This window comes from Enterobacter cloacae complex sp. 397G4, from assembly GCF_050031515.1.
Classification (GTDB): Bacteria; Pseudomonadota; Gammaproteobacteria; order Enterobacterales; family Enterobacteriaceae; genus Enterobacter; species Enterobacter hormaechei_C.
In genome coordinates this window covers 68,658-83,101 of the sequence record NZ_JBLGWE010000002.1, presented here as the reverse complement: position 1 = coordinate 83,101, position 14,444 = coordinate 68,658, and the positions used below count along the sequence as shown (strand labels likewise).

The window sequence follows — 14,444 nt, the reverse complement described above, 5'->3', positions numbered from 1 at the left end:
ATTTCCAATGAACAAAGGCTCTACAGTATTAAGCTGCTGTAGAGCTCATTCAACCAAGCTCAAACTGTGCGTATTAAAGGATGCCTAACCTTTTTGTTTCATCGATCCACGGTCTGAATTCTTCCAGTAGATTATCATATAACTTTTCATCGCTAATCGAACCGAAATCATCCATGGCAAAGAAGTGGGTGTTATCAACCCGGCGGTCAGTAAAGTCATCCAGATTTTTGAGGATACCGTAGCTTGAACCACCCAGGCCGACAAACTTCCAGAAGATGGGGTAGTTGGCAGAACGCCGGATTGCATCTTTAATCGCCCGGGTCTTGCTGATCCCGCCATCGGTAATAAATACAACATACACCGGGATTTTCGAGTCCTTAAAGTAGTCGACTATTTCTTCCATCACAGGAGGCTCGTTGTTTGTCCCTCCGAGGCCCGGCAGGTTCTCCCAGGCTGAACGCTTTCCAGCCCCGCGAATGGACTGAATATATGTGTCCAGGTTGTCCAGTGTGACGTTTGGATACTTCTTATGCTTCTCTCCAAATCCCCAGACATCCATTTCACCGTCGTCGTCGAACTGGGCGGCAAGAACGGCGATGCGGTCCAGCACAGACTGAACGTTACCCTTACTGAACTGGCCACTCATTGAGCCGGATGCGTCAAGTACAAATGCAACCGCTGCCTCAAGGGTGTCCAGTTTATTTTTAGTAAGACTGACCGAGGCTTTTTTAGCGAGGCTTACAAGGCGCGGAGATCTGGTTTCCAGTTTCTTTTCCAGACTGATACGAGCAGGCTTTGCTGGCTGCGGAGCTGGCTGTGCGACATCAACGCCATAGCTAATGGCCAGAGGCTCAAGACCACCGTTGAAACCCTGCCCGAGCGCACGAAGCTTCCAGGCGCCATTGTGCCGATATACTTCACCCAGGATAATTGCTTTCTCACTGCGGCCCTGAGTCTCAGCCTGGAACTCAGCGATTCCTTGAGCCTGCATGCTCAACGAACTGAGCCCACTGATGGTATCTTCACCATCAATGACAACTGTGATTGCAATTTTACTGATGTTCGCAGGAACACGATCCAGTGCTATCTCAATGCTGGACTGCTGAGAACCGGTAACGAGCTTTACTGCCCCTTCAGGAGAAGACAGATTATTGTAAAAGATAAAGTCAGAATCGCCGCTGACCTTTCCCTGAGCATTAAGCAGGAACAGGCAGGTATCGGGTTCGCCTTTAAAGCCGGATTTGGTAGGGTACTGAAGATTCAGCCTGATCGCAGATTGCTGAAGTGGTATGTTTTGTCCGGATTGTAGATTCACATTAACTCTCCTGATTTTTGATTATTTTAAAGCGCAGCGTTTATATAGGTTCCCCTGGCTTAGTTCAGGACGCTGGATTTCTGGTGAGGCGTATATATGGTGTGACACCATATTTCATCACGTTGAAGTTTCTATACCTGTTGAATTGGAATTTCCATTGGTCGGGTATTTTATCTTCCAGAACCCGTGCCTTCATAAGTCGCAAACGTAACATATATCAGAGGGGCATGCTGTTGATATAAGGCACGGAATACAGGCTTTAACCAGCAACCAGAGAAAAATCCGTTTCCTGCCTTTAAAAGGCTCACGTCAGAATTAACATCTCTCTGCTTTCTGAGATTCCCGAACCCTTTCTGCCCCCCCCCTCCTGATAGCGGATCGCAACCAAAAAAAACCCCGGCATTGCCGGGGTATGATTCAGCGTTATTTTAGATGTTAACGCCGTGCTGGGAGGCAAGAGCCGCCAGGCCACCGGCAAAGCCCTGACCGACAGCTTTAAACTTCCACTCAGCGCCATGACGATACAGTTCACCGAAGACCATAGCGGTTTCGGTTGAGGCATCTTCAGACAGATCGAAACGGGCAATTTCCGTGCCGTTGTCGTTGTTGTAAACGCGCATGAAGCTGTTGCTCACCATGCCGAAGTTTTGTTTACGCGCTTCTGCATCATAGATGGTAACGGCAAACACCAGTTTTTTGATATCTGCTGAGACTTTGGTCAGATCGATTTTGACCTGCTCATCGTCGCCGTCGCCTTCACCGGTACGGTTGTCGCCCTGGTGCTCTACCGCGCCATCAGGGCTGGTTTTGTTATTGAAGAAAATGAAATGCGCATCTGACAACACTTTACCGTCTTCGCCTACTGCGAACACGGAAGCGTCCAGGTCAAAACCCTGACCATCGGTTACACGGGCATCCCAGCCTAGGCCAACCATAGCAACATTCATGGTTGGTGCTTCTTTGGTCAGAGATACATTGCCGCCTTTTACGAGAGAAACTGCCATTTTTAGCTCCTGCAAACAGTTGAATGAGGGCTGCATTAACAGCCCCGGGTAGAAAAGTTACTTTTTGATCAGGACGCGTTAATGCCGTACTGAGCACATACAGATGCCAGACCACCAGCATAACCCTGACCTACTGCGCGGAATTTCCACTCACCATTGTGGCGATACAGCTCGCCGAACAGCATGGCAGTCTCAGTGGACGCATCTTCGGTCAGATCGTAGCGAGCAACTTCAGTCTGGTTATCGTCATTAACCAGACGAATAAACGCACCGGATACCTGACCAAAGCTCTGGCGACGAGCCTGAGCATCGTGGATGGTCACAACGAAGATGATCTTGTCAACTTCAGACGGGACGGCGTCCAGTTTAATTTTCAGCGATTCATCATCACCATCGCCCTCACCGGTGCGGTTATCGCCGGTGTGCGTTACGGAACCGTCGGATGACGTCAGGTTGTTATAGAAGATGAAATCTGAATCGCCGCGCACTTTGCCGTTTGAGGCCAGCAGGAATGCTGAAGCATCCAGGTCAAAGTCCTGACCGTCTGTTGAACGCGCATCCCAGCCAAGGCCCACCAGGACGTTTTTCATTGACGGAGCTGCTTTACTTAGGGAGACGTTCCCGCCTTTGGAAAGAGAAACACTCATAAAATAACCTCTTCGATTAGTAATTGTTCAGGTTAACACTTAAGGGGATTAACTCCCCTTTTCCTCAGATTCAGGTTTGCCCGGGAACATGACGCTTGCGAGAATGCCCAGCGCCAGTACACCCAGTACAACATACAGGCTGGTTGTTGCCGCGATGCTGTAACCATGATGCCAGATGTGATCGGTCGCATTCAGGCCGAGTTTTGCCGCGATGAAGAACAGCAGCACGATAACGGCCTTCTCCAGATGAACCAGGTACTGTTTCAGTGCCTCAAGGACAAAGTACAGAGTACGCAGGCCCAGGATAGCAAACATCATGGCACTATAGACGATAAGCGGTTCACGACTGACGGCAATGATTGCCGGTACCGAGTCAAACGCGAACATTACGTCCGAGAGTTCAACCACAGCCACACACAGGAACAGCGGGGTCGCATACAGCGCCGCTTTTTTACCACGGCCAATGGTGACATCGCTGTTTTCTGGTTTCGCCAGTTCAGCATCCACTTCCTTCTGGTTAAGCAGGAAGGCATGCCCTCTGAGCTTCGGCCAGATAGGGAAGAAGCGTTTAACCATGCGGTAAGCCAGATGCTGGGAGTAATCCTCAATTTCATCATCGTCATCACCGCTTTTAAGCATCATGACCGCTGTCCAGGCAACGATAATAGCGAAGACAACTTCAACATACGGCCCCAGACTCAGCAGGCTCGTACCGATGGCGACAAAGATGCCCCTGAAGACAATGGCACCAATGATCCCCCAGTAGAGAACACGGTGGCGATAACGATCCGGAACGGCGAACCAGGAGAAGATGGCCATCATGACGAACAGGTTATCGACCGACAGCACTTTCTCCAGCGCATAACCCGTGACAAACAGACTGGCAACCTCAGCACCGTGGTGGATATAGAGGAAACCGGCAAATGCCATCGCAACCACAACCCAGAATACGGACCAGAGCGCCGCACTCTTCAGCGAAATAGGCTTGTCATCACGGTGCATAAACAGGTCAATAAAGATGGCACCGACTGAAAGCGCAATAAAAACAATGACCGTTTCAGTCGGGAAGCCGATGTGTGTGGAAACCATATTTTACCCTTAGGGATGTGGATCAGAGGCCAAATTCAGCCGGGTCGAAGCCCAACGCGATAGCGATCTCGCGGGAGGCCAGTTTCTCGTCCTGATCGAAGTTACCGTCACTTTTCGCAACGGCAATACCAACACGTAAGGCCAGCTGAGCGGCCTCAGGCTGATCTTTCAGCGCCAGGATGTATTTCATGGTTTCGCCCTTGCCGATTTCAACATCGAAATCGAAGCTTGAAACCAGTTTATTGAAGAACTCAATCACCTCATTGGTATCGAAGACCTTCAGCTCTTCTGAAGAGCGCAGAAAGCCCATCATTTTCTGCTTTTCTTCCGAACTTACGCCGTCACTCGATACGGCAATACGGGCACATACAGCAACGGTGCCCTGCATGAATTTTTTGTTTTTGAAACGGCCAACCTGGCGGGTCAGTTCGTCACGGCCTGAGTTAATGGCACCTTTAACTTTGTCGAAAAAGCTCATACCTGTTTCCTTTGTTGCTGTGTTATTTAGAACCGGCGCTCCAGCGAAATCCCCAGCCAAATGCCCGGTCCATTTCGTCCTGGCCTTTGAAGTACTGGTTAATTCGCTCGACTTTAATTGCGCCGTTTTCGTTTACGAGTCTGGCAATGGCGCACAATGTGCGACGGTTTTCACCTTCGGTCAGGCGGGTCTCAATGGGCGGTTGATCCGGCACATGAATGGTGACCACACCATCAGTCTTGTCCCAGCTGGGAACACCTTCATAAATAAAGGCGTAAATCAGCACTTCGCGGATATGCTTCCATTCACGTCCATTGATATGCAGCCACTCGCCGTCTGATACATCACCCGTCCGGTCATCGCCCTTGAGCTGAACATACGGTTCATCGCGATAATCACCGAATGCATTACCGAGCGCCTGAATGACCGATTTATACCCGTCCTGAAGCTCAACAAAGGCCCCCAGATCCAGGTCGATTCCTTTGGAGCCGAACATGCCTGCAAAGCCTGATTTGCCGCTGCCCCGGTGCCAGTTCAGGTTGATCCGGATTTCACCGAAGTTATCCCGTTTGGTCAGGCTGATTGCAGGCTTCTCTTTTGTCAGCGATACCTTGCTCAGGCTGATTTTTGTCTCAACTGGCGGAGGGGTTACAACCGGAGGAGTCGGGGCTGCGGGAGCCGGTTCGTCGGCAATATTTACGCCGAAATGCTCTGCCAGCGGTTTAAGTCCACCGTTGAACCCCTGCGCAACGAAGCGGAATTTCCAGTCATTATTACGACGGTAAAATTCACCCAGAATTAAGGCTGCTTCCTGACGGCCGCTCAGTTCGACACTGCCGCTAACCAGGCCGGTAGCCCCTTGCTCCACGTCGATGGAAAGATTACGAAGACCGGACACCGTCTGCCCACCGTCACAGGTCACGGTGAACGCAATTTTCTGGACATCAGGTTTCAGCCGGTTGAGCGCGACAGTAAAGGTTGAGTACTGGCCTTCACTGACCAGGCTGACGGTACCATCATCGTTACGTGGCTGACCATAAAACACCATGTCCGCATCACCCTGCACCTTCCCGTCGGCATACAGGCGAAACGCCGAAGCATCCACCTGGCCGCCCGAGGTGATCCGGACCCGCAACTCCTGGGCTGGAACGGGGGCATTGCCCCCCGGCGTCAGGTTCATTAGCGAATAACCGCTGAAACGATATCGGAGTGCATATCGTCAATTGTGCGGCCGCGACAGGCATGGCCAAGGGCGGTAAAGTCCCAGTTGCCGTTATTACGGCGCAGCGAAGAAATAACGATCCCGGTATGTGAGCCCTGCTCAGTCAGCTTGTAGCGAGCCAGCTCTTTGCCGGTTTGATCGACAACGCGGCAGAACGCGTTTTCGACGTCATTGAACGACTGACCACGGAAGCTGTTTACCGTAAACGCCAGGTATTCAACGTTTGCAGGCAGTCGGGAGAGGTTGACATTAATCACCTCATCGTCACCGTCACCTTCACCGGTCAGGTTATCGCCACTGTGCACAACAGCGCCGCAGGTGGATTCCAGTTTGCGGAACCAGATGGTGTCAATTGTTTTACCGGTGCTGTCCATTAATACGCAGCCAGCATCGAGATCGATTGAGTCGTTGCCTCCAAACAATCCTCCAAGAAGACCTTTTTTCTTAACCGGATCCCAACCGAGACCGAAATGAAGCTGGCTTAATGCAGATGATTCTTTGCTGAGTGATACCGTCTGGTTCTTAACTAATGAAACCATGTTTTATTCCTTAAAATGGTAATGACCGAGACAATCAAAGGTATATTTAGTAACTGACGAAGAAAATCATATCATGATGAAGTTCTCTGACAAGGGAAATTTTGGTAGTTTTCTGTAAAAACACAAAAAGAAATCCTTTTCAGGGTGTTAATTTTCTAAGTTTAATTTAAATATCAATGTGTTATCAGGAATCCAAAAAACCTGACGCACTCCATAACCACAGGAGTTATTAATCATATTATGATTGACATGTAGCTTAGACACTCATAGACTCACTTCTCAATCATAAATTTGCATGGCGTTCCGGATAATTAAAAAAAATGAACAAGAAAATTTGGTTTATGGAAGGTTTATCCTCCCAGCGAGATATTATTCAGGGGGTAAAATCATTTGCAAAAAAAAATAATTTTGCCATTACCGTTTTTGCCTCCCACCGTAACGAAAGAAATGAAATCCTTTCCGTTGCCGACTATTCTTTGACTGAACCTGAAGATCCTCAAAAACGTCTTCAGTTTATCCAGGAAACCATTCAGTCCTACGGCATCCACCATATTCATACTGGCCGTAACAGCCAGTGGTTTGAAGAACACCGTTCAGCCATTGAATCGACCGGTGCCACCCTTACTACCGGTGCAACGGGCGTCGACTGGTTAACTCTGGCTGACGAAAAAGTTACTTTTGCTCAGTTTATGGAGCAAAAGGGTCTCCCGGTCGTACCATCCTGGCGGGTGAATACGCTGGCAGAATTAAAAACACACCTCGCGGCCCCGCCGTTCACTGACAGCCCGGTATGCGTGAAGCCGGTGACGGGTATCTATGGCATGGGATTCTGGCGCTTTGATGACAGTGCTTCGCCTATGGCCGTCTTTAATCATCCCGAACATCGTCTGGTCAGTCCGCAACAGTATATTGCAGCAGCATCAGCTGCTGAGTCGTTTAAACCCCTTGTTTTGATGCCGTACCTGCCAGGCCCGGAATTTTCCGTCGATATCCTCGCGGATAAGGGCGAAATACTCGCAGCCGTGGGACGCCGTAAGGAAGGGGTTATCCAGTATCTGGTAAACGAAGGAAGCGCCTGGGAACTGGCGTGTGACTGCGCCAGGGTTATGAAGGCCGACGGGCTGGTGAATGTTCAGACGCGAAACGATGTGAATGGCAACCCGGTGCTGCTTGAAACCAACATGCGTCCGTCAGGGGGGGTGGGTTATACCCTTCACAGCGGGGTGAACCTTCCTGGGTTATTTGCTGCCTTTAAGCTCGGTCTGATGTCTGAAGATATGGTGCGCCAGAGCGCTAAAAACACCTTTTCTCCGGTTGCGGTGAGATCCATTACGGATGTAATTGCATACCCGGAATCACTCTCTAACCTTCTGAATTAAGGCGTATTTATGTCTGATATCCTCGAAGATATGATTTATCGCCGTACCCTCTCATGCGGTACGATTCAGGTAACCCGCGACCAGGGTGAAGTTTCGCTCGATGACCTGTTTGACATCGCTGAAAGACGTAACCCGAAACGCGCCTTTCTGTTTGTCAGCAAAGTACTCGGCAGGCACATTCCCGTGCCACCCTCAGTCATGCGGCAGGCCTACAGACAGCTTGCCAGCCAGTTCCCCTCGACACTGACAGGACCCGTACTGTTTATCGGTATGGCTGAAACCGCCGTTGGGCTTGGGGCCGGTGTATTTGATGAAGTGCGCCACCAGCATCCTGAATCTGTCTATCTGACCTCTACCCGTCACCCGGTTGATGGCACGTTGCTTTGCGAGTTCAAGGAAGAACACAGCCACGCCACCGATCATCTGATCTATCTGCCAGATGATGAAGAGAAAAGACGTCGTGTTACCAACGCACGAACGCTGGTTTTGATTGATGACGAGGCAACCACCGGTAATACCTTTATTAACCTGCTTTCAGCCCTGCGTAATACCGGCAAGCTTCAACATATTGAACAGGTTATAGCCGTTACGCTTACCGACTGGAGTGGCAAAGCCTTGTCCGAGCGCAGCACCTTACCAGTCACTTCGGTTTCTCTTGTAAGCGGTAAGTGGGGATGGACCCCATTACCTGATGCACCTGTCCCGGACATGCCGAAAGTCAACGTAACTTCACGAGGAGAATGGGACATCCAGGGAAAACAGTCCTGGGGCCGACTGGGGATGCTCGCACCTGCGGCCGATCTCGGCCATGAGGTCTCCGTCCACAAGGGGGAACGTATTCTGGTTCTCGGGACCGGGGAATTCGTCTGGGAGCCGTTCCTGCTTGCTGAACGGCTCGAAGCTGCCGGAGCACAGGCATTTTATGGATCGACCACCCGCTCCCCTATCGCCGTTGGTTATGCCATTGAGTCCGCCATTTCCTTTACGGATAACTACGGGCTGGGCATCCCCAATTTTGTCTATAACGTCGCCCACCAGCAGTTTGACCGCATTCTTGTGTGTACTGAGACACCCGCAGAAAGTATTGACACGCAGCTTCTTAAAGCGCTGGCTGAGGTTGCGGCCGTCGTGGAGATTGTTACCTATGAATAAACCCGTTGTTCTGAGCGACCTTGACGACACGCTCTTTCAGACCCGTCGTAAAATGGTGGACGAGCTGGCCCTGGAGCCATTCCGTACCGGTGCCGTTGATCGCACCCTGAATCCACGAAGCTTTATGACGGAAGAACAGTCCATGTTGGTGGACTGGCTCCTGGAGCAGGCTGAACTCATACCCGTTACCGCACGGGGAACTGAAGAAATCAGCCGCGTACGGATCCCTTTCCACTCCTGGGCAATCACCACTCACGGGGCCGTCATTCTCACGCCAGAAGGCAAACCCGACGAGGAGTGGAAGGCCCATATGCTCGGCCAGCTGGCTCCCTATCAGGAAAAGCTGACATCGATGCAGCGTCTGATCACTGAAATGATGGACGCAAAAGGGATCAATGCCTGGGCAAGGCTGAACTTCGAATACGGTGAAACGGCGGTTTATATGGTGATGAAGCACCGCGACAGCACCCGCCTTGACGAGCTCAATGCCATTGCAGATGAGATAGAAACGGTGTTTCCGACCGAGGGCTTCTACATCCACCGCAACAGTAATAACGTGGCCTGGCTTCCCACCGCGGTTGAGAAAGGGCTGGCAGTCAGATGGCTTCTTGAAAAACTTCGGGCTGAACGCGGAGTCTTCCCCGTAATTGGTCTGGGCGACAGCCTGAGCGATCATCGTTTTATGAAACTGTGCAGCTGGTTTGGCATCCCGCGTCAGAGTCAGTTTGCAGATGCCATTTCACAGCGAATTTTTGGAGAAAATTAAAATGCAGCCACATGACACATTTACCGGCTCATACCAGCCCGGTGACGTGGAATTTCTGCTAAAGCCGGTAGTCATTGAGATGACGCCGGTTGAGCAAAAAGAAGAGCTGATTCAGTCAGGGAAGAAACATTATTCGGACATGCTCAGTCAGGAGCCAGCGCCAACACAATGGCATCTTGATTTGTTTCACCGGGCGCTGGATCGGGGCGCAGAGAGACTTGCAAAAGAAGTCACACAGCTCGCTATTGCTCTGGCCGAACGCTTCGGTGATGAGCCCATTGTACTGGCCAGTCTCGTCAGAGCTGGCGTGCCGCTCGGCGTTATGCTGCACCAGGCCCTGCGTGACATGGGGAAAACCTCATGGCATTACGGTATCAGCATTATCCGGGATCGTGGAATTGACGGTGCAGCCCTCGACGTCATTGAAGAGCGCCATGGTACCAGCGGTATTGTCTTTGTTGACGGATGGACAGGTAAAGGCGCAATTACCGGAGAGCTTGTACGCGCACTGAAAGATCGCCCGGGCTATCCTGAGCAGCCGCGACTGGTTGTCCTGGCCGATCCCTGTGGCTGCTCCTGGCTTGCAGCCAGTGATGATGACTGGCTCATTCCTTTTGGCATCATGGGTGCGCCGGTATCAGGCCTGATCTCCCGGTCAGTATGGTCCTCTGAAGGATTACATGGGTGCATGGTTTGCGAGCATCTCAGTGAATTCGAATGCAGCCGGATGCTTGTCGATACCGTCGCCCATTTCCGTAAGAAGTTAACCCCGTCATCCCTCGCTACCCTGAGCTGGAATATGGAGTCAGCCCGGGTCTTATGGCAGACAAGTCGCGACGTTATCGCGTTCCTGGCCGATGAATTTAAAGTGGACAGCGTCAATCGTATTAAACCCGGTATTGCTGAAGCAACCCGGGCTGTATTACGTCGGGTACCGGACCATGTATTTGTGCGTTCTATTGACGACCCGGACGTTGCCTTGCTTGTAGGGCTTGCTCGTGAAAAGGGAATAGTTGTTACAGAAATGGGGGGAACCCTCGGCCAGTATCGGGCTGTAACCATTATCAAGAAGGTACTCTGATGAAAAATCGTCTTTCTCCCTGGAATCTGGGAGCCACGCTATACATGCCTGCAACACGGGAAGATATTGCTGATGCCGTCCTGCACGGGAAAATCCCGGGTTTGCGCTCTCTGGTGATTTGCCTGGAGGATGCTGTCAGTGAAGCAGACATCCCCATCGCCCTCAAAAATCTGGAGCACCTGCTGCACGAGCTCAGTAACAGCATGCGTAGCCTGGGTAAAAATGACTGGCCTCTGGTGTTCATTCGCCCTCGGCATGCCGAAATGGGCAGATGGTTAAAAGCGCATTATGATCTTTCCGCTGTCGATGGGTTTGTGTTGCCGAAATTTACCCTCAGTTCGTTAGCTGAATGGTGGGATATCATGGGCGGGACTCACCTGTGCATGATGCCAACGCTGGAAACAGAAGACGTCTTTGACGTGGTTCAGATGCGCGAGCTGGCCACTCGCCTGGTGGAACATCCCTGCCACGACCGCATTATTGCGCTTCGAATCGGCGGCAACGATCTTATGAACGTTGTGTCGCTTCGCCGCCCCCGGGACCTGACGCTGTATGACAGCCCGATGGGCTACGTCATCAAAATGCTCGTTTCAGTCTTCGGCCCGCGTGATTTTGCCCTGACCGCGCCCGTATGTGAGCATATTGACGATCATGCCGTTATGGCCAGAGAGCTGGCTCTTGATATGGCACATGGGCTTGTTGGGAAAACGGCCATTCACCCGGGTCAGATAGAGGTCATTCAAAACGCGCTGATGGTCACTCAGGGTGAGTATTCTGACGCTCTGCGGATCCTGAACTCTACCCAGGCCGTGTTTAAGTCGCAGGGAGCAATGTGTGAACCCGCCACACATCGCCGCTGGGCGGCTGGCATTCTGGACAGAGCTCGTTTTTATGGGTTACAGAACGAGCAAAGCGCTGATGGAATCAGATTACTTACCGTGACCCAGCATCATTAAGGAAATCATAATGGGGTTCAGGTTCAGAAAGTCGATCAACATTATTCCTGGCGTTCGCCTCAACCTGAGTAACGGTGCACCGAGCCTGAGTGTCGGGCCGAGAGGTGCTTCCGTTTCTTTTGGTAGCCGGGGGACCTATGCCAATCTGGGCTTGCCCGGTACCGGGCTGAGTTACCGTACCCGGCTTGACCGGGCCGCGCGTTCCGGAGGTGGAAACCGGACGGCAACCGACCCGGGGCTCAGACAGGCGCTTGAGCAGGAAGCCGCTGAACTCATGTCAGCGGTAACCGCAATCCGTAATATTCACGAGCTGACGCCGGATCCAAAAACAGGCATCAGCTGGGCAGAGCTGGAAGCAGTATACCTGCATAACAGAACGTCGCCTTTTCAGGTTCCGGCACCGGTGCGTCCAGAAAAGCCAGACTACCTTGCATTGCCGGAAAAGCCTGCCGAGAGCGAAGGCATTAGTTTTCTGGGTAAATGGTTTGAATCGGAATCAGCTAAAGCTGAGCGCCACGCCGAAAATCTTCGCCGGTGGCAGCAGGAGCTGATTGATGTGGAGCGTGAGAATACCCTTCGACAGCACCGGTACCAGCAACAACGGACGGCCTGGGCCGAACAGTATGCAAACTGGAAGTTTGAAGCAGAAGAACATGAAAAACGGCTCGCCACGGCTCAGGCAGATGCCCGGCAGCAGTTCCGGACAGACGCCGCGTTTTTCGAATCATACCTGGCGGGTGTGCTGGCAGAAACTGAATGGCCGCGTGAAACGATTGTTGCATTTGAAGTAAAGCCGGAGCTATCAGCAGTCCTGCTGGACGTTGATTTAGCTGAGATTGAAGATTTCCCTGATAAGATTTACGGCGTTAATGCCCGGGGCACGGAGCTGACGGAAAAAGCCATGACGCAAAAAGCCGTACGCGAAAACTATGCCCGCCACGTCCATGGCTGCTTGTTCCGCCTGGTCGGTATCGTTTTACATACGCTACCTTTCGACAACGTGATTGTGTCAGGCTTTACGCAACGGGTCAGTAAGCGGACCGGCTATCTGGAGGATGAGTATATCCTGTCCTGCAAATGCACTCGCAGCCAGATGTCGTCAGTAAATTTTGCAGGCATAGAACACATTGATCCGGTTGAAGCGTTAGGCGATCACCCGGTTATTCGAAAGATGAGCAGTACCTTCATTTTTCAGCCTATTGAACCACTAACCCTTTAAGCAGGCTAAATCTTACGATGCAATTAAATACCAGACAGGCCCGGATTTTTAAGCTTGCCAACTTACTGGGCACCGGCAAGCCCGTTTCCGCTGCCGACATTATAACCAGTCTGGAATGCTCAGAGCCGACATTAACCCGGGCCCTCAAAGAGCTACGCGAGTCATATTCTGCGGAGATCAAATACAGCAAGGCAGGTCATTCCTACCATCTCGTTAATCCGGGCCAGCTGGATAAAAAGACCCTTCGCCGGATGAATGAAGCGCTCGCACAGAATGCTGAACTGAAAACCGGTGAGTCTACAGGGAAGGTCGTACTCGATAAGGATAAAAAAACAGCCGTGTCCTTATCGCTACGCATGCGGATCTTAAGAAAAATTGACCGTCTGGCTGCGCTGAGTGGCTCGACCCGAAGTGAAGCGGTAGAGAAGCTGGCTCTGCACTCCGTTGACGAACTGATAAAAGAATACAGCGCTAAAAAGTCCTGACGCTAAATCTCAGACCGGGGTGAAAACCCCGGTTTTGTCATATTTTACCTCTGTATTGGCGTGACGTAGTTTTGATCTATTCTCCTCCCGCAATGCCAGCAGCGCCTTACTGACTACAAAACCTGGTGTCTTGACATCCTCTTGTGCTACACATCAATCTTTGGGCGTTTTACACTCCATTCATGCAGATCTGTGATGTATGATGAATTTCATACATAAGACAGTTTATTTGTCCGAGTTTTTTCAGAAATCTTATATTCCAGTCCGGTCTGAATTATTTTTCTGTTGATAAGAGGCCATTCACATGTCGGTAATTCTATGGTGGTTAACTTATTTCTTTAATGCCGCTTCTGAGTATTTAATCTCCACCCGACAGATGTCGTGCCGTTTTATCAAATCAACAAACCCTGGCCTCTTCCTGAAACTACTCTCCTCTTCCGATCTCTTAAGAAGGAATTACATTTGAGACGCTTACCCGTATATCTGCTACTCGACACGTCCGGCTCTATGCACGGAGAGCCTATCGAAGCGGTTAAAAATGGCGTTCAGACGCTGCTTACCACGCTGAAACAGGATCCGTATGCACTCGAAACGGCTCACGTGTCAGTGATCACCTTTGATTCTTCAGCCCGACAGGCAGTCCCCCTGACAGACCTCCTGAGTTTCCAGATGCCAGCACTAACAGCCAGCGGCACCACGTCTCTTGGCGAAGCGCTTTCCCTCACGGCCAGCTCCATTGCCAAAGAAGTACAGAAAACGACGGCTGACACTAAAGGTGACTGGCGTCCCCTTGTATTCCTGATGACGGATGGAAGTCCGAATGATGACTGGCGTAAAGGCCTGAATGACTTTAAAGCGGCCAGAACCGGCGTTGTTGTGGCATGTGCAGCCGGGCATGATGCCGATACCAGCGTCCTCAAAGAAATCACTGAAATCGTGGTTCAGCTCGATACAGCTGACAGTTCGACGATTAAAGCTTTCTTTAAATGGGTCAGTGCGAGCATTTCGGTAGGCAGTCAGAAAGTGGAGTCCAGCAAAAAAGAAGTGATCGGTCTTGAAGACCTGCCACCGCCGCCGCCAGAAGTAAATGTGGTCTTATAATTTTATTGATT

General features: G+C 51.2%; 15 protein-coding genes. 8 read left to right on the top strand and 7 right to left on the bottom strand.

Features of this window, described 5'->3' with window-relative positions:
• Window positions 1–73: 73 nt before the first annotated feature.
• The 7 genes from ACQG1Y_RS24015 to ACQG1Y_RS23985 form a co-directional block, all read right to left on the bottom strand.
• Window positions 74–1,315 carry a vWA domain-containing protein gene (locus tag ACQG1Y_RS24015; protein ID WP_001053340.1) on the bottom strand — a complete coding sequence of 414 codons (1,242 nt, stop codon included), beginning with the start codon at window positions 1,313–1,315 and terminating at the stop codon, window positions 74–76.
• Between the two features lie 428 nt (window positions 1,316–1,743).
• The gene (locus tag ACQG1Y_RS24010; protein WP_000301247.1) at window positions 1,744–2,319 is read right to left on the bottom strand and encodes a TerD family protein; all 576 of its coding nucleotides are present in this window, start codon (window positions 2,317–2,319) and stop codon (window positions 1,744–1,746) included.
• A 68-nt stretch (window positions 2,320–2,387) separates the two neighbouring features.
• The gene (terD, locus tag ACQG1Y_RS24005) at window positions 2,388–2,966 is read right to left on the bottom strand and encodes a tellurium resistance membrane protein TerD (protein WP_000116680.1); all 579 of its coding nucleotides are present in this window, start codon (window positions 2,964–2,966) and stop codon (window positions 2,388–2,390) included.
• Window positions 2,967–3,014: 48 nt separating this feature from the next.
• Window positions 3,015–4,055 carry a tellurium resistance membrane protein TerC gene (gene terC / locus ACQG1Y_RS24000; protein WP_000255079.1) on the bottom strand — a complete coding sequence of 347 codons (1,041 nt, stop codon included), beginning with the start codon at window positions 4,053–4,055 and terminating at the stop codon, window positions 3,015–3,017.
• A 22-nt stretch (window positions 4,056–4,077) separates the two neighbouring features.
• On the bottom strand, window positions 4,078–4,533 hold the full coding sequence (locus tag ACQG1Y_RS23995; protein WP_000007449.1) for a tellurite resistance TerB family protein: 456 nt from the start codon (window positions 4,531–4,533) through the stop codon (window positions 4,078–4,080).
• Window positions 4,534–4,555: 22 nt separating this feature from the next.
• Window positions 4,556–5,713 (bottom strand): TerD family protein, encoded by a 1,158-nt coding sequence (locus ACQG1Y_RS23990; RefSeq protein ID WP_001054786.1) that lies wholly within the window; start codon window positions 5,711–5,713, stop codon window positions 4,556–4,558.
• Window positions 5,713–6,294, bottom strand: a complete 582-nt coding sequence (locus tag ACQG1Y_RS23985; RefSeq protein WP_000254137.1) for a tellurium resistance-associated protein TerZ — start codon at window positions 6,292–6,294, stop codon at window positions 5,713–5,715. The genes ACQG1Y_RS23990 and ACQG1Y_RS23985 overlap by 1 nt, the downstream gene beginning before the upstream one ends.
• A gap of 320 nt (window positions 6,295–6,614) precedes the next feature.
• Between ACQG1Y_RS23985 and ACQG1Y_RS23980 the strand changes: the two genes are divergently transcribed.
• The 8 genes from ACQG1Y_RS23980 (at window position 6,615) to ACQG1Y_RS23945 (ending at window position 14,433) form a co-directional block, all read left to right on the top strand.
• Complete coding sequence (locus tag ACQG1Y_RS23980; RefSeq protein ID WP_012695441.1) at window positions 6,615–7,673, top strand: ATP-grasp domain-containing protein; 1,059 nt, start codon at window positions 6,615–6,617, stop codon at window positions 7,671–7,673.
• 9 nt (window positions 7,674–7,682) lie between these two features.
• On the top strand, window positions 7,683–8,825 hold the full coding sequence (locus ACQG1Y_RS23975; RefSeq protein ID WP_001280115.1) for a phosphoribosyltransferase domain-containing protein: 1,143 nt from the start codon (window positions 7,683–7,685) through the stop codon (window positions 8,823–8,825).
• The gene (locus ACQG1Y_RS23970) at window positions 8,818–9,591 is read left to right on the top strand and encodes a hypothetical protein (RefSeq protein ID WP_001040058.1); all 774 of its coding nucleotides are present in this window, start codon (window positions 8,818–8,820) and stop codon (window positions 9,589–9,591) included. Before ACQG1Y_RS23975 ends, ACQG1Y_RS23970 begins: the two co-directional genes overlap by 8 nt.
• Before the next feature lies 1 nt (window position 9,592).
• The gene (locus ACQG1Y_RS23965; RefSeq protein WP_001585166.1) at window positions 9,593–10,672 is read left to right on the top strand and encodes a cysteine protease StiP family protein; all 1,080 of its coding nucleotides are present in this window, start codon (window positions 9,593–9,595) and stop codon (window positions 10,670–10,672) included.
• Window positions 10,672–11,628: an HpcH/HpaI aldolase/citrate lyase family protein gene (locus tag ACQG1Y_RS23960; RefSeq protein ID WP_011152965.1), complete on the top strand. Its 957-nt coding sequence runs from the start codon at window positions 10,672–10,674 to the stop codon at window positions 11,626–11,628. Before ACQG1Y_RS23965 ends, ACQG1Y_RS23960 begins: the two co-directional genes overlap by 1 nt.
• A gap of 10 nt (window positions 11,629–11,638) precedes the next feature.
• Window positions 11,639–12,847, top strand: coding sequence for a DUF4236 domain-containing protein (locus tag ACQG1Y_RS23955; protein ID WP_011152964.1), 1,209 nt, complete (start codon window positions 11,639–11,641; stop codon window positions 12,845–12,847).
• A 17-nt stretch (window positions 12,848–12,864) separates the two neighbouring features.
• A complete protein-coding gene (gene terW, locus ACQG1Y_RS23950; RefSeq protein ID WP_001176767.1) occupies window positions 12,865–13,332 on the top strand; it encodes a tellurium resistance protein TerW in 468 nt (155 codons plus the stop codon).
• Window positions 13,333–13,794: 462 nt separating this feature from the next.
• Complete coding sequence (locus ACQG1Y_RS23945; RefSeq protein WP_001253657.1) at window positions 13,795–14,433, top strand: vWA domain-containing protein; 639 nt, start codon at window positions 13,795–13,797, stop codon at window positions 14,431–14,433.
• Window positions 14,434–14,444: the final 11 nt, after the last annotated feature.